Below are 17,933 nucleotides of genomic sequence, written 5' to 3' on the forward strand. Positions count from 1 at the left end.
GGTGGCAGCGAGGACCCAGCAGGAAGAGCGCACCGACGAGCCGGTGGCTCCGGTACGTCGAAGGACCCGCCATCCCATCGCGTCGGCGGTGAGCGTCTTCGGTGAGCTGCTGATCACGGCAGGGGTGGTGCTGGGCCTGTTCGTCGCCTACTCGCTGTGGTGGACGAACGTGCTCGCCGACCGCGAGGCGGGCAAGCAGGGGGACACCGTCCGCGACCACTGGGCGGACGGCCCGGGTGCCCTGGACACCAGGGACGGCATCGGCTTCCTCCACGTCCCCGCGATGAAGAACGGCGAGGTGCTGGTCAAGAAGGGCACCGACACCGAGACGCTCAACAACGGCATCGCGGGCTACTACACGGACCCCGTCAAGTCCGCCCTGCCCTCCGACAAGCAGGGCAACTTCACCCTCGCCGCGCACCGGGACGGGCACGGCGCGAAGTTCCACAACATCGACAAGGTGAAGAAGGGCGACGCGATCGTCTTCGAGACCAAGGACACCTGGTACGTCTACAAGGTCTTCGCGGAGCTTCCCGAGACCTCGAAGTTCAATGTGGACGCCATCGCTCCGGTGCCCAAGGAGTCGGGGAAGAAGAAGGCCGGCCGCTACATCACGCTGACCACCTGCACGCCCGTCTACACGTCGAAGTACCGCTACATCGTCTGGGGCGAGCTGGTGCGGACGGAGAAGGTGGATCGGGACCGTACGGAGCCGGCCGAGCTCCGGTGACACCGGTCCTCCCGCACAACGACCGGGCCCCGGCCACCTCTTCCAGGTGACCGGGGCCCAAGTCGTTGACGCGCTCTGCTGTGCTCAGCCTTGCTGCCCGCCGAAGAGGCCGCCGCCGTCTCCACCAGGGAGGGTGGTGAGGGTGACCGTACTGCCCTTGGCAACAGGGCTGTTGGCACCCGGGTTGGCCTGGACGACCAGAGCGTTCGGCTTGTCCGGCGAGTTGGGGGCGAGTGCTACCACCAGACCCAGGCCCTCGAGCTGACCCTTCACATCCTGATACCGCTTGCCCACGATGTCACCGGGGATGGTGACCTGTTCGGGCTGTGCGGGACCCTTGGAGACCTTCAGGACGATCTGCGTGTCCTTGGCCTGCTTGCTGTTCGGCTCCGGAGTCTGCTCGATCACCGTGCCGGCGGGCTCCTGCGAGTCCACATCAGTCCTGGAGACGTTGGTGAAGCCGACGCCCTTCAGCTGCGCCTCGGCGTCCTCGAACGACCTGCCGACGACACCGGGGACGTTCTGGGTGGCCTCCTTGGCCACCGTGATGGTGACCTCGGTGTCCTTCTCCGCCTTCGAACCACCTTCAGGGTCCTGCTTGATGACCGTGCCTGCGGTGCTCTCGGACTCCTCGGTCTTCACGTTGACCGTGAAGCCCTTGTCCTCGAGCGCCTTGCGGGCGTTGTCCTCGGACTTCTCCAGGACGTCCGGAACCTCGATCTTGGGGGCACCGGTGGAGACGACGACCGTCACGGTTCCGCCGATGTCCATCCGGGAGTCCGGGGAGGGCTGCTGGCTGCAGATCTCGCCCTTCGCCTGGTTCTCACACGGTTCCTTCGAACCGACGGAGAGGGTGACCTCGGCGTTCTCCGCGAGTCGCTGGGCCTCGGCGACCGTCGAACCGACCACGTTCGGGGTGTCGGTCTTGCCATCCCCGCCGTCGTTCGAGCTGAAGACCGCACGGCCGATGAGGATCGCGCCGATGAGGACCAGGACACCGGCGACCACCAGGAGGATCGTCGAGGTGTTGCTCTTCTTCTGGCGCCGGCGGTCGGGCCGGTCGTCGTAGCCGCCGTAGCCACCGTCGTCCGGGTTGACCGGGGGCAGCATCGAGGTCTGGGCGCCACCCGAGTCGGCCGCGCGCAGGGCGGTGGTCGGCTGGTCGTTGTTGTAGCCGTCGTACCCGCCGCCGTAGCCGACGGACCCCATGGCCGCCGTCGCGGCGACCGGACGGCCGTCGAGGCAGGCCTCGATGTCGGCGCGCATCTCGTCGGCCGACTGGTAGCGGTAGTCGGGGTCCTTGGTCAGCGCCTTGAGGACGATGGCGTCCATCTCGGGCGTGATCTCGGGGTCGAAGTTGCTCGGGGGCTGCGGCTCCTCGCGCACGTGCTGGTACGCGACCGCCACGGGCGAGTCCCCGACGAACGGGGGCCGGACCGCGAGCAGCTCGTAGAGGAGGCAGCCGGTGGAGTACAGGTCGGACCGGGCGTCGACCTGCTCGCCCTTCGCCTGTTCCGGGGAGAGGTACTGGGCGGTGCCGATGACCGCGGCGGTCTGGGTCATCGTCATGCCGGAGTCGCCCATGGCGCGGGCGATACCGAAGTCCATCACCTTGACCTGACCGGTCCGCGTCAGCATGACGTTGGCCGGCTTGATGTCGCGGTGGACGATCTGGGCGCGGTGCGAGTACTCGAGCGCCTGCAGGATGCCGACCGTCATCTCCAGGGTCCGCTCCGGCAGCAGCTTGCGGCCGGAGTGCAGGAGCTCCCTGAGCGTCGATCCGTCGACGTACTCCATCACGATGTACGGGATGGAGACCCCGTCCACGTAGTCCTCGCCGGTGTCGTAGACGGCGACGATCGCGGGGTGGTTGAGCGATGCGGCGGACTGGGCCTCACGGCGGAACCGTGCCTGGAAGGACGGGTCGCGGGCGAGGTCGGCCCGCAGCGTCTTCACAGCGACGGTGCGGCCGAGCCTGGTGTCGTGCGCGAGGTAGACCTCGGCCATGCCACCACGGCCGAGCACCGAGCCCAGCTCGTACCGGCCGCCGAGGCGACGCGGCTCTTCCATAACTGATCCAGCCCTCTCCGTCAGTCCCGACCGCACCCGTGTGTGGTCCGGCGGTGCGCTGCTCGCGCATACGCTACCGGGCACTCCCGGCGTGATCGGCCCGCACCCGTCAGCTGATATCCGACCGGTATCCCAATGTGCTGGTGCGGACAGAAGTTGTGACGGGTGTCACTACTTTCCGTCGAGTACCGCCTTCATCACGTTCTTGGCGATCGGTGCTGCCAGGCCGCCACCGGAGATGTCGTCCCGGTTGGCGTTGCCGTCCTCGACCACGACGGCGACGGCGACGGGTGAGCCGCTGTCGGTCTTGGCGTACGAGATGAACCAGGCGTACGGCTTCTCACTGTTGTTGAGGCCGTGCTGGGCGGTGCCCGTCTTGCCACCGACAGTGACGCCGTCGATCTGGGCGTTGGTTCCCGTGCCCTCCTTGACCACGGTCTCCATCATCTGCTGCACCTTCTGGGCGTTCTCCGCCGAGAGCGGCTCGCTGAGCTGCTTCTTCTCGTGGGTGTAGATGACGTCGAGGTTGGGCGCCTGGCGCTGGGCGACCATGTACGGCTCCATGAGCTTGCCGTCGTTGGCGATGGCCGAGGCGACCATGGCCATCTGGAGCGGAGTCGCACGGTTGGAGGCCTGGCCGATGCCGGCCATGGCGTTCTGCGGCTTGTTGTCCTCGGGGTAGACGCTGGCGTCCGCCCGGACCGGCGTGAAGACTTCCTTGTTGAAGCCGAACTTGTCGGCCTGCTCGATCATCTTCTCGTTGCCGAGGTCGTCGCTCATCTTGCCGAAGACGGTGTTGCAGGAGTAGCGCAGGGCCACCCGGAGCGAGGCGTCCTTGCAGGGGATGTTGCCCTCGTTCTGCAGGAGGTTCGTCGACTGCGGGAGCCGCCAGGGCAGCGGGGAGTCGGTCTTCGCGTCGATGTCGGTGTAGAGGCCGTTCTCCAGCGCCGCGGCCGCCGTGACGACCTTGAACGTCGAGCCGGGCGGGTAGGTCTCCCGCAGGGCCCGGTTCAGCATCGGCTTGTCCTTGTCGTCCAGGAGCTTCTGCCGGGCGTCGGAGTCCTTCATGGAGTTGCCCGCGAAGACCGAGGGGTCGTACGAGGGGGTGCTCGCGAGCGCCAGGATCGCGCCGGTCTGCGGGTCGAGCGCGGCGACGGCGCCCTTTTTGTTGCCGAGCCCCTCGAAGGCGGCCTTCTGGGCGGCGCCGTTCAGGGTGGTGACGACGTTTCCGCCGGTCTTCTTCTCGCCGGTGAACATCGACAGGGTGCGGTCGAAGAACAGCTGGTCGCTGTTGCCGGTGAGGATGCCGTCCTCGAGGTTCTCCAGCTGCGAGGAGTCGAAGGCCTGCGAGGAGTAGCCGGTGACGGGGGCCCACATGGGCCCGTTCTTCCAGACGCGCTTGTACTTGAAGTCGCTGTCCTCGGTCTCGACCGAGCCGGTCACCGGTTCGCCGTCGACGATGATGTTGCCGCGCTCGTGGGCGTAGCGCTCGATCTCGACGCGTCGGTTGTGCTCGTTCGAGTTGAGCTCGTCGGCACGGACGTACTGGAGGTAGTTGGTGCGGATGAGCAGGGCCAGGACGAGGACGCCACAGAAGATGGCGATCCTGCGGAGTGGCTTGTTCACGGTCGGACCACCTGGGTCATTTCGGCGTCCGGGGACGGTGCGGGTGCAGGGGCGGGACGCCGGGCCGTGTCGCTGATCCTGATCAGGATTCCGATGAGGGCCCAGTTGGCGATGACGGATGAACCACCGGCCGCGAGGAACGGCATGGTCATACCGGTCAGCGGGATGAGCCCCATGACACCGCCGGCGACGACGAAGACCTGGATGGCGAAGGCGCCGGAGAGACCGATCGCGAGGAGCTTGCCGAACGGGTCGCGAGCGGCGAGGGCGGTGCGGACACCGCGCTCGACGACGAGGCCGTAGACGAGCAGGACCGCCATCATCCCGGCGAGGCCGAGCTCCTCGCCGACGGTGGCGAGGATGAAGTCGGAGTTGGCGGCGAAGCCGATCAGGTCGGAGTTGCCCTGGCCGAGGCCGGTGCCGAGGGTGCCGCCGGAGCCGAAGGCCATCAGGGACTTGGCCATCTGCTCGCTTGCTGCCTCCTTGCCCCACCCGGCGAAGGGGTCGAGCCAGGCGGTGACACGGTCCTGTACGTGAGGCTCGAAGGTGGCCACACCCACGGCACCCGCGCCGGACATCAGCAGACCGAAGACGATCCAGCTGGTGCGTTCGGTGGCGACGTACAGCATGACGACGAACATGCCGAAGAACAGCAGGGAGGAACCGAGGTCGGTCTCGAAGACCAGGATGAGGATTGAGAACGCCCAGACCATGAGGATCGGCCCGAGGTCACGGCCGCGGGGCAGGTACAGGCCCATGAACCGACGGCTCGCCAGGGCCAGGGCATCACGCTTGACCATCAGATAGCCGGCGAAGAAGACCGCAATGATGATCTTGGCGAACTCACCGGGCTGGATCGTGCCGATACCGGGGATCCGGATCCAGATCTTGGCGCCGTTCACCGCGGGGAAGAACATCGGAAGGATCAGAAGGAACAGCGCTACAAGCATCGAGATGTAGGTGTAGCGCTGCAAGATCCGGTGGTCCTTGAGGACGAGCAGTACACAGACCATGAGGGCAACGCCGGCGGCGGAGAACATGAGCTGCTTGGATGCTGCCGGTGCGAAGGTCTTCAGGGCTTGGAACCGCTCCGACTGGTCCAGGCGCCAGATGATCGCGAGCCCCAGCCCGTTGAGCAACGTGGCCAGCGGCAGCAGCAGCGGGTCGGCGTACGGGGCGAATCTCCGCACGGCCAGGTGTGCCACTCCGCCGAGCAGCGCGAGGCCCAGGCCGTAGCCGAGCATGCCCGCGGGCAGCTCGCCGTTGAGGGCGAGGCCCACGTTGGCGTAGGCGAACACCGAGATCAGGACGGCGAATACGACGAGCACCAGCTCGGTGTTACGGCGACTGGGCGCGTCGATCGCGCCGATGGTCGTGGTGTTGGTGACAACGCTCATGTGCTGAAGGCCCCCTACGGCTTACTGCTTACCGCACTGCAGGGCCAGCTTCTTCTCTTCCTCCGAGAGGCTGGGGCCGGGAGTGGGAGTCGCGGTCTTGGTCCCCTTTTCGGGGGACGTGGCGGAATTGCTGTCGGCGGCCTCGTTCTGGTTCTTGGCGGCTTCCGCCTCGGCGGCGCGGCGCTGCGCGGCCTTCTTGCAGGCCGACGCCTGCGCGTCCAGCTCGCTGATCTTCTCCCGGGCTTCGGCCAGGTTGCCCTGGGAGATGGTGGCCTCGACGCGATTGCGCCAGTAGGGCGGGAGGTACTTGAGTTCGATCTTGGTGTCCTCCTCGACCTTCGAGAGGGACACCCAGCCGAGGTCCTGACTGATTCCGCGGTACAGCGCGACGTTGTCGTCCTTCGCGCCCACGTAGAACTGGGTCTGGGTCCAGCGGTAGCCGCCGTAGGCGCCACCGCCGATGACCGCCAGGGCCAGCACGATGTAGAAGGACCTCTTCATCCAACGGCGGCTCTTACGCGGCTTGACGAAGTCGTCGTCGGTGTAGGCGTCGAAGGAGCCGTGCGGCGCCGCCCCGTAGCCCATGTCGTCGCCGCTGCCGGGAGGGCCGAAGCCTCCCGCCGGCGGGGGCACGGGTCGGCCGAGGCCGGCGGCGCGTCCGGCCGGCGTCTCCATGGCGCGGCCGTCGTTCGCCTGAGCGGCCTGGTTCTCCGCAACCGCACCCACGACGACCGGGGTGTCGTTCAACTGCCCGGCCAGGGTGTCGTTGCTGTCGACGTCCAGGACGTCGGCGACGATGCAGGTGATGTTGTCGGGGCCACCGCCGCGCAGGGCGAGCTGGATGAGGTCCTGGATCGTCTCCTGCGGACCCTGGTAGCTGGCCAGGGTCTCTTCCATCGTCTGGTGGGAGACGACGCCGGAAAGGCCGTCGGAGCAGATCAGGTAGCGGTCACCGGCGCGGACCTCCCGGACGGAGAGGTCGGGTTCGACGTGGTCGCCACTGCCCAGGGCCCGCATCAGCAGGGAGCGCTGCGGGTGGGTGGTGGCCTCCTCCTCGGTGATCCTGCCCTCGTCGACGAGACGCTGGACCCATGTGTGGTCCTGGGTGATCTGCGTCAGCACGCCGTCGCGGAGCAGGTACGCACGGGAGTCACCGACGTGGACGAGGCCGAGGCGCTGACCGGTCCAGAGCAGGGCTGTGAGCGTCGTGCCCATGCCCTCCAGCTGGGGGTCCTCCTCGACCATGACGCGCAGCTGGTCGTTGGCCCGCTGAACCGCCGTGCCGAGCGAGGTGAGGATGTCCGATCCCGGCACGTCGTCGTCGAGCTGGACGAGCGTGGAGATCACCTCGGAGCTGGCGACCTCTCCGGCCGCCTGGCCGCCCATGCCGTCGGCGATGGCCAGAAGGCGGGGGCCGGCGTAGCCGGAGTCCTCGTTGCCTTCCCGGATCATGCCCTTGTGCGATCCGGCGGCGAAGCGCAGGGACAAGCTCATACGCACCTCGCCCGTCGGTTCGGGGTACAGCCGGTCTCGAGCCACACTGCCCACCCTCCGGTCGGGAGCCGGGCGGGGGCCTTCGTCAGGCCCGCCGCGGCTCGCTCGCTCCGCTCGCTCATTGTCGTACTACTTCCGCAGCTCGATGACGGTCTTGCCGATGCGGATCGGCGCGCCCAGCGGAACAGGTGTCGGGGTGGTGAGCCGGGTCCGGTCGAGATAGGTGCCGTTGGTGGACCCGAGATCCTCGACGATCCACTGGCCGTCACGGTCCGGGTAGATCCTGGCATGCCGACTGGACGCGTAGTCGTCGTCCAGCACGATCGTTGAATCGTGCGCCCGGCCCAGAGTGATGGTCTGCCCCTGGAGGGCGACCGTGGTGCCGGTGAGAGTGCCTTCGGAGACGACCAGCTTCGTGGGTGCCCCACGGCGCTGGCGTCCGGACTGCTGGCGCTGCTGAGGCGGCGCCGCCTGCTGCTGGCGTCCCTGCTGCGGGCGGGTGTCACTCGCAGTGCGGCGTGAACCGCGCTGTGTGACACGCGTACCGAACAGGTCGCTGCGAATGACCTGGACGGCCACGATTACGAATAGCCACAGAACAGCCAGGAAACCTAGCCGCATGACCGTCAGGGTCAGCTCTGACATTGCCCCCGCTTCACCCTTCGGCTTGCCGGTAAACGATGGTGGTGCTGCCCACGACGATCCGCGAGCCGTCGCGGAGCGTAGCGCGGGTGGTGTGCTGCCCGTCCACCACGATGCCGTTGGTGGACCCGAGATCCTGGATCGTCGAGGGCGTTCCGGTCCGGATCTCACAGTGCCGGCGCGATACGCCGGGGTCGTCGATCCGCACGTCGGCGTCGGTGCTTCGTCCCATCACCAACGTCGGGCGGGAGATCTGATGGCGTGTGCCGTTGATCTCGATCCAGCGCCGCACCTGTGCGTTCGGCGCGGAGCCGGACGCGGACGGCGGGCGCCAGTCGCTGGAGGGGCCTCCCGGTCGCCCGGAGCCCGGCGGAGCCTGAGGCATGGGCGGGGCGGAGGGCGGCGGGTAGCCGTAGCCACCCTGTCCCTGAGGGCCGGGCCGGTTCGGCTGTGCGTGCGGGGCGGGCCCGCTCTGCTGGCCCTGCTGCTGTGACGAACTCGACGCCAGGGTCCTGCTGCGTACTCGGTAGAGACCCGTGTCCAGGTCGTCCGCCTTCTCCAGGTGGACCTTGATCGGTCCCATGAAGGTGTACCGCTGCTGCTTGGCGTAGTCGCGTACGAGGCCGGACAGTTCGTCACCGAGCTGCCCGGAGTACGGGCTCAGGCGCTCGTAGTCCGGCGTGCTGAGCTCGACGATGAAGTCGTTGGGCACGACGGTCCGCTCGCGGTTCCAGATGGTTGCGTTGTTGTCGCACTCACGCTGGAGGGCGCCCGCGATCTCGACCGGCTGCACCTCGGACTTGAAGACTTTGGCGAAGGTGCCGTTGACCAGACCTTCGAGACGCTGCTCGAAACGCTTCATGACTCCCATGGGGCACCTCCTCCGGTGTCGTCATCCCTGTACTGCTTACTGATCGTATCCACGCGTCGGGAAATCGGCTGGTTCCCCTTGTCTGCACAGTGGATGAGTGTCACCTCTCACACGGATCGTAGAGGTGGCCTCCTGACAGTGTCCCGCACTCCGGGTGCACTCAGAAGGAGTGGGGGCAGGCGCTCCGCGTTCCCGGCTTCCCCTCGTCGGTCCCGCGAAACAACGGATGTGAATCCACCCTGTCCAGCGTGCTAATCTTCCGTTGTCGCCAGGCGCTCGCACCACACGGTGAGAGAGTCTGAAAGCACCACTCATGCGCGAGTGGCGGAACGGCAGACGCGCTGGCTTCAGGTGCCAGTGTCCTTAGGGACGTGGGGGTTCAAATCCCCCCTCGCGCACAACGGCAGTTGCTTGCAGCTGCTGGGCAGGTTCGACAGAACCCCCGCACCGATTTCTGGGTGCGGGGGTTCTTCGTTGTGTGGAGTGCCTGCACGGCGTTCCCGGCGCCTGTCCGCGTACCGCGTGAGGTGCTGCGGGTGGTCCGTGTTCTCTTTCACGTGTGATGTGGCCGGTGAGGGGTGCGGGCGGCACTCTCTGTAGCGGCTGTTTCACGTGAAACGTCGGAACCGTCCGGTTCGGCCCCGCGCTTCGGTCGGTGGTTCTGGCTCGGCGGGCCGAGCGGTCGGCCGACGGGTTTCGAGCGGTCGACATGAGGTGAGTCCCACGCCACACCTGAGTTCACGCCGAGCCGACCGCCGGTGGGCCGTCAGGCCGCCAGGCGTGCGGCCAAGGCCTTTGCCTTCTCCGCTGCTTCGGCGAACGCCTGGGTCCTGGAGGCGTCTGCGAGCGGAATGAGCTCTGCCATCTCGGGCTTCGAGCGGGCCAGGGTCAGCTCAGGAACGATGAAGTCGACTTCGAGGCCCAGCATGCCGCTGAGGACCTTCTCCAGGTAGTTCTGGACGAACTCGAAGTCCTCGCGCGGCGTACCCGGGGCGTACGAACCTCCCCGGCTGGCCACGACGGTGACGGGCGTGCCCGCTACGGGGCCTTCGATGCCTGCGTTGTGGCCCACGATGATCACCTGGTCCAGCCACGCCTTCAGGGTGGAGGGGATCGAGAAGTTGTACATGGGTGCGCCGATGAGTACGGCGTCCGCCGCGGCGAGCTCAGCCGCCAACTCACCGCGAAGGGTGTCGGTGGCGCCGGCTGCCACCGCCGTGGCGTCCAGGTGTGGCAGCGGCTCCGCGGCGAGATCGCGGTAGACGACCTCGCCGTCCGGGTGCTGTTCGCGCCACGTCGTGACGAACGCGGCGGTGACCTCGCGGGACATGGAGCCCTCGGAGAAGACGGCTGAGTCGAGGTGGAGGAGCGTGGCCATGGGGTTCTCCAAAGAATGTCGATCGGCTCGATCCTGCGGCGCGCGGGCCGCAGGAAGAGCTGGTGATTTTCCGTATGCTCCTATTGATAACACAGTCACTTACTAAAAATAAGTACCTCACGGAGGAGCAGTACGCTGGAGGGGTGGCGGAACACAGCGAGCAGGCATGTCGGCGGGTGGACGTGGGCATCACGCGTGTCTTCGAGCTGTTCGGGAAGCGCTGGACGGGTCCGATCGTTTCCGTGCTGATGACGCAGCCGGTGCACTTCGCAGATCTGAGACGCGCGATCCCGGGCATCAGCGAGCGGATGCTCTCCGACCGGCTGTCGGAGCTGGGGGCCGCCGGTCTGGTCGTGCGCGAGGTGGATGAAGGCCCACCGCTGCGGGTCGCTTACCGGCTGACGGAGGCCGGAGCCGCCATGGAGCCCGCTCTGAAGGAACTCGGGCGCTGGGCGGACACCTACCTGGCCGGGCCGGGGCGCTGCTGACATCGCGTGGCACGGCCAAGGCCTGCGCTTCGGGAGGTGCGGTGGGCGGCGCGGCGGACACCGACCCTCGCCGGGGTCGAGGCGTTGCGCTCCGGACCGTGGGCTTACGTGATCCGGACCGTTGCGTGACGCGATCCGATGTAGCCGGTGACGAGGTTCGGCCCGGCGGCCGCGGCTTTCCACAGGCCCAATCCCACCGCATCCCAACGGATTTCACCGGATCGTGAGTTGTCCACAGGGGAAGACGCCTGTGATGAGGCGGCTGTACCGTCGTCGGCAGTTGATGTTGCTCGTGCGCAATGGCTGATCAAGGGCGGGGGAGGCGGCGCTCCATGGGCGAAGTCGAGGCGACGGTGCCGGTACAGCGGACAGCGGGAGGCGGGCGGATTCCGGTCGTCCCCGGTTTCGCGCGGCGCCTGCCCGGAGATGTACGGCCGTCGGGTGGCGGGGCGCTCTCCCCGAAGGCCGCGGGCAAGTCCCTCAGGCTCAAGGTGCCTCGTTCCGCGCACAGTTCCCTCTCGCTTCCTGCTGGCAGGCCGGACGCGGTACAGGCGGTCGAGGAGTCGAACCGGGGCCGGGTACCTGGTCTGACGCCCATACGGGTCGGCCGGATGGCGGCGACACCTTTCGCTTTCCTCCGAGGCTCGGCCGGCCTGATGGCACATGACCTGGTCGGTACGCCGGTCACCGGTGTGGGCGCCCAGCTCTGTGGTGACGCCCATGCGGCCAACTTCGGTCTGTACGGCGACGCTCGCGGCAGCCTGGTCATCGATCTGAACGACTTCGACGAGACCGCCTTCGGACCGTGGGAGTGGGACCTCAAACGACTGGCCACCTCGCTCGTGCTCGCCGGTCGGCTCGCGGGCGCGGACGAGGACACCTGCCGGCAGGGCGCGTACGACACGGTGGGTGCCTACCGGAGGACCATGCGGCTGCTGGCCAGGCTGCCCGCCCTCGACGCTTGGAACGCCATCGCGGACGAGGAACTGGTCTCCCACACCGACGCACGTGACCTGTTGGGGACGCTGGAGAGGGTCTCGGAGAAGGCGCGCAACAACACGAGCGCCCGCTTCGCCGCCCGGTCCACCGAGGAGTGCGAGGACGGTCGCCGTTTCGTCGATGCGCCGCCGGTTCTGCGCCGGGTGCCGGACGCCGAGGCCGCGGCTGTCGCTGCGGGGCTCGAGGGTTACCTCCGTACCGTCTCGGAGGACAGGCTTCCGCTGCTGGCTCGCTATGCGATCCACGACGTGGCGTTCCGTGTCGTCGGTACGGGCAGTGTCGGGACCCGTTCGTATGTCGTGCTGTTGCTCGACCACCGCGGTGAGCCCTTGGTCCTGCAGGTGAAGGAGGCCCGGCCTTCGGCGCTCTCCCCGTATCTCCCGCAGGTCGGTTTCGAGGTGCCCGTGGAGGTGCACGAAGGGCGCCGGGTGGTGCTCGGGCAGAAGCGGATGCAGGTCGTCAGCGACATACTGCTCGGCTGGGCCGATGTGGACGGCAGGCCGTACCAGGTACGCCAGTTCCGGAACCGGAAGGGCAGTGTGGACCCCGCCGCCCTCGCCGCGGATCAGGTCGACGACTACGGCCGGATGACGGGAGCGCTGCTGGCGCGGGCCCATGCGCACAGCGCCGACCCCAGGCTCCTGGCGGGCTACTGCGGAAAGAGTGCCGAGCTCGACGACGCGGTGGCCGGCTTCGCCGTGACGTACGCGGACCGGACGGAGGCCGATCACGCCGAGTTGGTCCGGTGTGTCCGGTCCGGGCGCATAGCCGCCGAACTGGGCGTCTGAACGGCCCGGCCCGGCGAGACCCGCGCGGGCTTCGCGCCTGACACGTGTCCTCACGGCGGGGGTCATGGCCATACGCTGGACGGGTGACCCACGAAGCCGCCGGGGTGCCGACCACCCGGAACGACGAAGACCGGCAGGACCAGGACCGGCAGGACCAGGACCGGCAGGACGCGCCGCAGCACGCCCAGGATCCGTCGAGGGACGCCCGGGACGCGCCGGAGGAGGCCCCGGGCGTGCCGCAGGACGACCTGCGCGCGGGCCCGGACGCCCCGTCGGAGCCGGGCAGCGGGGAAAACGACCCGGGCCGCGGGCAAAACGATGCCCCGGACGGTGACCCGGCCGCTTCCTCGACGGGCGTGCGGTCGGACGGCGACGGGGGCGGAGCCGATGCCCCCCGGCCCGAGGAGCGGCTCGCGAAGGCGGTCAGGGTGGCCGAGCAGGCGCTGATCGAGTTCGAGATCGCCGTGGAGACCTTCAGGGTCGAGGTGGAGAACTTCTCCCGGCTGCATCATCAGAAGCTCGGTCCGATGTACGCCCGGCTGGACGAGCTCGACGCGCAGATCGCGGAGGCACGGGCTGCCAGGACCGGCGATCCCGAGGATCTGCGCAAGGCGCAGGAGGCACGGGCGATCGTCATGCCGATGCCCGGGGTGGACGAGCTTTTCCATGACTGGATGGACTCGGACGGCCTCTCTCCCGAGGCTTCGGCGATGCTCACCGAGCAGCCGGTCAGGCCGCCGAAGCGGGTCAGGCCCAGCGATGAGGCGCGGAAGCTCTACAGGGAGCTTGCCCGGCAGGCCCACCCGGATCTGGCGCCGGACGAGGCGGAGCGGGCACGCCGGGACGAGTTCATCGCCCGCGTCAACGCAGCCTATGGACGAGGTGACGTCGCACAGCTCAAGGAGCTGGCCGCGGAGTGGGCTGCCGGTCCCGTGGCGCCGGAGCTGCGTCTGAGCGAGAGCGAGGAGCTCTACGCGCGGCTGGACTGGCTCAGCCGCCGCAAGGAGCTGCTGACGGTCCTGGCCCAAGAGCTGGAGGAGAGTGCGATCGGCTCGATGCTGCGCATGGCGCCGGATGACCCGGACCGGCTGCTGGACGACATCGGGGAGAAGCTTCTCGCCGAGGTGGCCCAGCGTGAGGGCGAGCTGGCAGCACTGGTGCAGTAGCGTTCCGGATGACTCTGGCGCGTACGTACGAGAGAAGGCCCTTTCATGAATTTCGCTCCGCTGCCCTCGGTGGACGTCGCGGCGGTTCCGTCGGACGGTTTCGTTCTGGACGTACGGGAGGACGACGAATGGGCGGCCGGGCACGTCGAGGGTGCGCTGCACATTCCCATGAGTGACTTCGTCGGCCGCTTCGGTGAACTGACCGAGGCCGCTGAGGACGGGCGGCGTGTACATGTGATGTGCCGTGTCGGGGGACGGTCCGCCCAGGTCACCCAGTATCTGGTGCAGCAGGGTCTGGACGCTGTGAACATCGAGGGCGGCATGCTGGCATGGGACGGCGCGGGCCGTCCCATGGTGACCGAGGACGGGACCTCGGCGTTCGTCCTCTGACGGCTCTGACGGCTCTGACGGCTCTGACGGCTCTGACGGCTCTGACGGCTCTGACGGCTCTGACGGCTCTGACGGCTCTGACGGACCCGATGTCCTTGCCGGTACCGCTGTCCGGGTACGGGCTCGGTCTCTCGGCATGACCCCGGCGTCCGGGTGTGGGGCCTCGGCTGCCGCCGCGGTGCGGCGGGACCCGAGCGCCCAGGACCGCCGGCCCGGGGGAGCCGCCGGGCCTGGGGGACTTCAGCGGTCGAAGTCGAGCTCGACCTCCGGAGTGACGGGATGCGACTGGCACGCCAGCACGAACCCGGCGTCCGTCTCGTCCGGCTCGAGAGCGAAGTTGCGGTCCATCCGGACGTCGCCCGAGACCAGGAACGCCCGGCAGGTCCCGCACACCCCGCCCTTGCAGGCGTACGGGGCGTCGGACCGGCTTCGCAGCACTGTTTCCAGCAGCGATTCGTCGCCCTGCACCGGCCAGCTGCCCGATCGTCCGTCAAGCGTCGCGGTGAGGGTGCTGCTGGACGGAGCGGTGGTCCGGGCCGTGGTCGCCGGTCTCCCCGTCTCCTCGGCGACGTGGAAGATCTCCTGGTGGATGCGCGAACGGTCGGCGCCGAGCTCGCGCAGGGCGCCCTCCGCCTCACGGACCAGGCCGAGCGGACCGCAGAGGAACCAGCCGTCGACGTCCGGGACCGGAAGGAGTGTGGGCAGCAGGCCGATGAGCCGCTCGCGGTCCAGTCGGCCCGAAGGGAGTCCGGCTGCCTGTTCCTCCCGTGAAAGAGCGGTCACCAGCTGGAACCGGTCGGGGTAGCGGTCCTTGAGGTCAGCCACCTCGTCGAGGAACATCGTCGAGGCCGCCGTCCGGTCGCTTCGGACCAGGCAGAAGCGTGCGAGTGGCTCCCTCGCCAGCAGGGTGGCAGCCATGGAGAGCACCGGTGTGATGCCGCTCCCCCCGACGATCGCCGCGAAGCGGCCAGGGCGTGGAGCCAGGACGAACCGGCCCGCCGGCGCCATCGCCTCCACCTGGTCGCCGACGGCCAGTTCCTTCAGGGCGTACGTCGAGAACGCCCCTCCGTCGACCATGCGGATGCCGACCCGGAGCGTGGGCACGTCCGGCGGTTCGGTGGCAGGTGCGCAGATCGAGTACGAGCGCCGGATCTCCTCGCCGTCGAGCTGGTAGCGGACGTTCAGGTGCTGGCCCGGAGAGTGGCGGAAGGTCTCACGCAGCTCCGGCGGCACGGCGAAGGTGATGGCTACCGCGTCGTCCGTGATCCGTTCGATCGTGCGGACCCGGAGCGGATGGAACATCTACAACTCCTTGAAGTGGTCGAACGGTTCACGGCATGCCACACAGCGGCGCAATGCCTTGCACGCGGTCGACGAGAACCTGCTCAGCAGTTCGGTATCCGTGGAACCGCAGTGCGGGCAGCGCACGGACAGTGTCAGGGGCACCGGTTCTCCCGGTCCGCTCGTGGGGCGTGGCGGCGCTATTCCGAACTCAGCCAGCTTGCGGCGTCCTTCGTCACTGATGTCGTCGGTCGACCAGGCAGGCGAGAGGACCGTGACGACCGACACCTCCGCGACCCCGTGGCCGCGCAGCACGCGTTCGATGTCGTCGGACATGGTCTTGATGGCGGGGCAGCCCGTGTACGTGGGCGTGAGACTCACGGTCACCCTGCCCGGCCCTTCTGCCCGCACTCCGCGGAGCACACCGAGCTCGTCGAGGGTGAGCACCGGGAGTTCGGGGTCGGGCACAGCCCCCGCCAGCCGGTGGAGCTCCGCCTCCAGAGGCGTCTCGGTGGTCACCATGACGCCCCCGGGTGGCTGCGGTGCAGATGCTGTATCTCCGCGAGCATCCTTCCGAAGGGTTCCGTATGTACGCCCTGGCGTCCGGCCCCGGCGGACCACGCGCCGGACTGCGGGCCCGAGGGGAGGTTCAGAGTGGCGCGTGCGACGACGTCCCCGACGGCTTCCAGCCAGTGGTCCCGCCGTTTCTGTACGTCGACTTCGATGCCTTCGACGGGCTCGAACAGCTCGCCGGTGAACCGCCACAGCGCGTCCAGCGCGCGCTGCATGCGCTCGTGGCTCTCCGGGGTGCCGTCCCCGAGCCGCAGAACCCACTGCTCCGCGTGGTCACGGTGGTACGCCACCTCTTTGACGGCCTTGGCCGCGAGATCGGCGAATTCGGACTCGCCGGCGGCCAGTTGCTCGTACAGCAGGTGCTGGTGCACCGAGAAGTACAGCTGGCGGGCGATGGTGTGGGCGAAGTCGCCGTTCGGCTGTTCCACGAGCTGGAGGTTGCGGAAGGCACGCTCCTCGCGGAGGTACGCCAGCTGGTCCTCGTCCCCCACGAACGAGAGCAGTATCCGAGCCTGGCCGAGGAGGTCCAGCGCGATATTGGCGAGAGCGACCTCCTCCTCGAGGACAGGGGCGTGGCCGGCCCACTCCCCCAGGCGGTGCGAGAGCACCAGCGCGTCGTCGCCGAGGGCGAGGGCCGCGGTCACAGGTGCTTCACCCCTTCAGGGATCTCGTAGAACGTGGGGTGCCGGTAGGGCTTGTCCCCGGCGGGCTCGAAGAAGGAGTCCTTCTCGTCGGGTGAGGAGGCGGTGATCGACGCGGAGGGCACCACCCAGAGGGAGACGCCTTCCGAGCGGCGGGTGTACAGATCGCGGGCGTTGCGCAGTGCCATTTCGGCGTCCGGCGCGTGCAGGCTGCCCGCGTGGGTGTGCGAGAGTCCGCGCCGGGAACGCACGAACACCTCCCACAGAGGCCATTCGGTCGAACTGCTCATGCGGTCGCCTCCATGGGCTGGGCGGCCGCTCCGGCTTCTTCGGGCCGGGCGGCTTGCTTGTCTGCGTAGGCCGCCGCGGCGGCGCGGACCCAGGCGCCCTCTTCGTGAGCCGTGCGCCGTTGGGCCAGCCGTTGTTCGTTGCAAGGGCCGTTTCCTCTGAGGACCTCCTGGAACTCCGTCCAGTCGATCGCTCCGAACTCGTGGCGGCCCAGCTCTTCGTTCCACCGGATGTCGGGATCGGGCAGTTCCAGCCCGAGCGCCTCTGCCTGGGGGACGCAGATGTCCACGAACCGCCGACGCAGTTCGTCGTTGGAGTGCCGCTTGATCTTCCACGCCATCGACTGTTCCGAGTGGGCCGAGGAATCGTCGGGGGGACCGAACATCATCAGGGAGGGCCACCACCAGCGGTTCACCGCGTCCTGGGCCATCTCGTGCTGGGCGGGTGTGCCCCGGCTGAGCGCGAGGAGCAGTTCGTAACCCTGGCGCTGGTGGAAGGACTCCTCCTTGCAGATACGGACCATCGCGCGTGCGTAGGGTCCGTATGAGCAGCGGCAGAGCGGCACCTGGTTGGTGATCGCTGCGCCGTCCACCAGCCACCCGATCGCTCCGACGTCGGCCCAGGTCAGGGTGGGGTAGTTGAAGATCGATGAGTATCGCTGGCGACCGGCGTGCAGCTTGTCGAGCATCTCCTCGCGGCTCATGCCCAGCGTCTCCGCGGCGCTGTACAGGTAGAGGCCGTGGCCCGCCTCGTCCTGCACCTTCGCCATGAGGATCGCCTTGCGCCGCAGGGACGGTGCGCGGGAGATCCAGTTCGCCTCCGGCTGCATCCCGATGATTTCGGAGTGGGCGTGCTGAGCCATCTGGCGGATCAAGGAGGCGCGGTAGGCGTCGGGCATCCAGTCGCGGGGCTCGATCCGCTCGTCGGCCGCGAGCGTGCGGTCGAACTCCGCCAGACGCTCGGCAGGCGGCACGTCCCCAGCGCCTGCCTTCCCCTGCGCGGTGTGGTCCGCAGTCACTGCCGTCATCCCAGGCTCCCTACCGACCGATCGTTCGGTTCCTTGGCTTCAATGGTGAGTCTGAGGCCCGTAGGGTGTCAACCCTGTGGATGA

At 68.3% G+C, this 17,933-nt stretch carries 17 protein-coding genes and 1 tRNA gene; 6 read left to right on the forward strand and 12 right to left on the reverse strand.

Annotated features, from left to right (window positions below; genetic code table 11):
• Position 1: 1 nt before the first annotated feature.
• Positions 2–730 carry a class E sortase gene (locus ACGFNN_RS19120; protein ID WP_393557262.1) on the forward strand — a complete coding sequence of 243 codons (729 nt, stop codon included), beginning with the start codon at positions 2–4 and terminating at the stop codon, positions 728–730.
• An 84-nt stretch (positions 731–814) separates the two neighbouring features.
• Here the strand turns inward: ACGFNN_RS19120 and pknB are convergent, their stop codons facing one another.
• The 6 genes from pknB to ACGFNN_RS19150 all read right to left on the reverse strand — a co-directional run bounded on the left by pknB (position 815) and on the right by ACGFNN_RS19150 (position 8,830).
• Positions 815–2,800, reverse strand: a complete 1,986-nt coding sequence (gene pknB / locus ACGFNN_RS19125; RefSeq protein WP_393557264.1) for a Stk1 family PASTA domain-containing Ser/Thr kinase — start codon at positions 2,798–2,800, stop codon at positions 815–817.
• A gap of 171 nt (positions 2,801–2,971) precedes the next feature.
• Positions 2,972–4,426: a peptidoglycan D,D-transpeptidase FtsI family protein gene (locus tag ACGFNN_RS19130; protein WP_393557266.1), complete on the reverse strand. Its 1,455-nt coding sequence runs from the start codon at positions 4,424–4,426 to the stop codon at positions 2,972–2,974.
• A complete protein-coding gene (locus ACGFNN_RS19135; protein ID WP_362663297.1) occupies positions 4,423–5,823 on the reverse strand; it encodes an FtsW/RodA/SpoVE family cell cycle protein in 1,401 nt (466 codons plus the stop codon). Before ACGFNN_RS19135 ends, ACGFNN_RS19130 begins: the two co-directional genes overlap by 4 nt.
• A gap of 21 nt (positions 5,824–5,844) precedes the next feature.
• Complete coding sequence (locus tag ACGFNN_RS19140) at positions 5,845–7,317, reverse strand: Stp1/IreP family PP2C-type Ser/Thr phosphatase (RefSeq protein ID WP_393557268.1); 1,473 nt, start codon at positions 7,315–7,317, stop codon at positions 5,845–5,847.
• Positions 7,318–7,446: 129 nt separating this feature from the next.
• Positions 7,447–7,962, reverse strand: coding sequence for an FHA domain-containing protein (locus tag ACGFNN_RS19145; RefSeq protein ID WP_362545232.1), 516 nt, complete (start codon positions 7,960–7,962; stop codon positions 7,447–7,449).
• Between the two features lie 10 nt (positions 7,963–7,972).
• A complete protein-coding gene (locus ACGFNN_RS19150) occupies positions 7,973–8,830 on the reverse strand; it encodes an FhaA domain-containing protein (protein ID WP_393557270.1) in 858 nt (285 codons plus the stop codon).
• A gap of 315 nt (positions 8,831–9,145) precedes the next feature.
• Here ACGFNN_RS19150 and ACGFNN_RS19155 point away from each other — a divergent pair.
• Positions 9,146–9,228 (forward strand) — tRNA-Leu (locus ACGFNN_RS19155).
• A 368-nt stretch (positions 9,229–9,596) separates the two neighbouring features.
• On the opposite strand, the gene ACGFNN_RS19160 is transcribed toward ACGFNN_RS19155, so the two are convergent.
• The gene (locus tag ACGFNN_RS19160) at positions 9,597–10,208 is read right to left on the reverse strand and encodes an FMN-dependent NADH-azoreductase (RefSeq protein WP_393557272.1); all 612 of its coding nucleotides are present in this window, start codon (positions 10,206–10,208) and stop codon (positions 9,597–9,599) included.
• Positions 10,209–10,351: 143 nt separating this feature from the next.
• Between ACGFNN_RS19160 and ACGFNN_RS19165 the strand changes: the two genes are divergently transcribed.
• The 4 genes from ACGFNN_RS19165 to ACGFNN_RS19180 all read left to right on the forward strand — a co-directional run bounded on the left by ACGFNN_RS19165 (position 10,352) and on the right by ACGFNN_RS19180 (position 14,039).
• Entirely contained in the window at positions 10,352–10,696 is a 345-nt protein-coding gene (locus ACGFNN_RS19165; RefSeq protein WP_362663305.1) for a helix-turn-helix domain-containing protein, read from the forward strand.
• Positions 10,697–11,028: 332 nt separating this feature from the next.
• Entirely contained in the window at positions 11,029–12,483 is a 1,455-nt protein-coding gene (locus ACGFNN_RS19170; protein WP_393557274.1) for a DUF2252 domain-containing protein, read from the forward strand.
• A gap of 83 nt (positions 12,484–12,566) precedes the next feature.
• A complete protein-coding gene (locus tag ACGFNN_RS19175) occupies positions 12,567–13,649 on the forward strand; it encodes a J domain-containing protein (RefSeq protein ID WP_393557276.1) in 1,083 nt (360 codons plus the stop codon).
• A gap of 45 nt (positions 13,650–13,694) precedes the next feature.
• Complete coding sequence (locus ACGFNN_RS19180) at positions 13,695–14,039, forward strand: rhodanese-like domain-containing protein (RefSeq protein WP_362545214.1); 345 nt, start codon at positions 13,695–13,697, stop codon at positions 14,037–14,039.
• A 240-nt stretch (positions 14,040–14,279) separates the two neighbouring features.
• Here ACGFNN_RS19180 and ACGFNN_RS19185 read toward each other — a convergent pair whose 3' ends face one another.
• Genes ACGFNN_RS19185 through paaA form a run of 5 tightly spaced genes read right to left on the reverse strand, consistent with a single transcriptional unit; the run spans position 14,280 to position 17,849 of the window.
• Positions 14,280–15,341 (reverse strand): 2Fe-2S iron-sulfur cluster-binding protein, encoded by a 1,062-nt coding sequence (locus ACGFNN_RS19185; protein ID WP_393557278.1) that lies wholly within the window; start codon positions 15,339–15,341, stop codon positions 14,280–14,282.
• The gene (gene paaD, locus ACGFNN_RS19190; RefSeq protein ID WP_393557742.1) at positions 15,342–15,839 is read right to left on the reverse strand and encodes a 1,2-phenylacetyl-CoA epoxidase subunit PaaD; all 498 of its coding nucleotides are present in this window, start codon (positions 15,837–15,839) and stop codon (positions 15,342–15,344) included.
• Positions 15,836–16,537, reverse strand: a complete 702-nt coding sequence (paaC, locus tag ACGFNN_RS19195) for a 1,2-phenylacetyl-CoA epoxidase subunit PaaC (protein ID WP_393557280.1) — start codon at positions 16,535–16,537, stop codon at positions 15,836–15,838. Before paaC ends, paaD begins: the two co-directional genes overlap by 4 nt.
• A complete protein-coding gene (gene paaB / locus ACGFNN_RS19200; RefSeq protein WP_393557282.1) occupies positions 16,534–16,824 on the reverse strand; it encodes a 1,2-phenylacetyl-CoA epoxidase subunit PaaB in 291 nt (96 codons plus the stop codon). The genes paaC and paaB overlap by 4 nt, the downstream gene beginning before the upstream one ends.
• On the reverse strand, positions 16,821–17,849 hold the full coding sequence (gene paaA, locus ACGFNN_RS19205; protein WP_362545198.1) for a 1,2-phenylacetyl-CoA epoxidase subunit PaaA: 1,029 nt from the start codon (positions 17,847–17,849) through the stop codon (positions 16,821–16,823). The genes paaB and paaA overlap by 4 nt, the downstream gene beginning before the upstream one ends.
• Between the last annotated feature and the right edge of the window lie 84 nt (positions 17,850–17,933).

It is taken from the genome of Streptomyces sp. NPDC048590, from assembly GCF_043199535.1.
Taxonomy (GTDB): domain Bacteria; phylum Actinomycetota; class Actinomycetes; order Streptomycetales; family Streptomycetaceae; genus Streptomyces.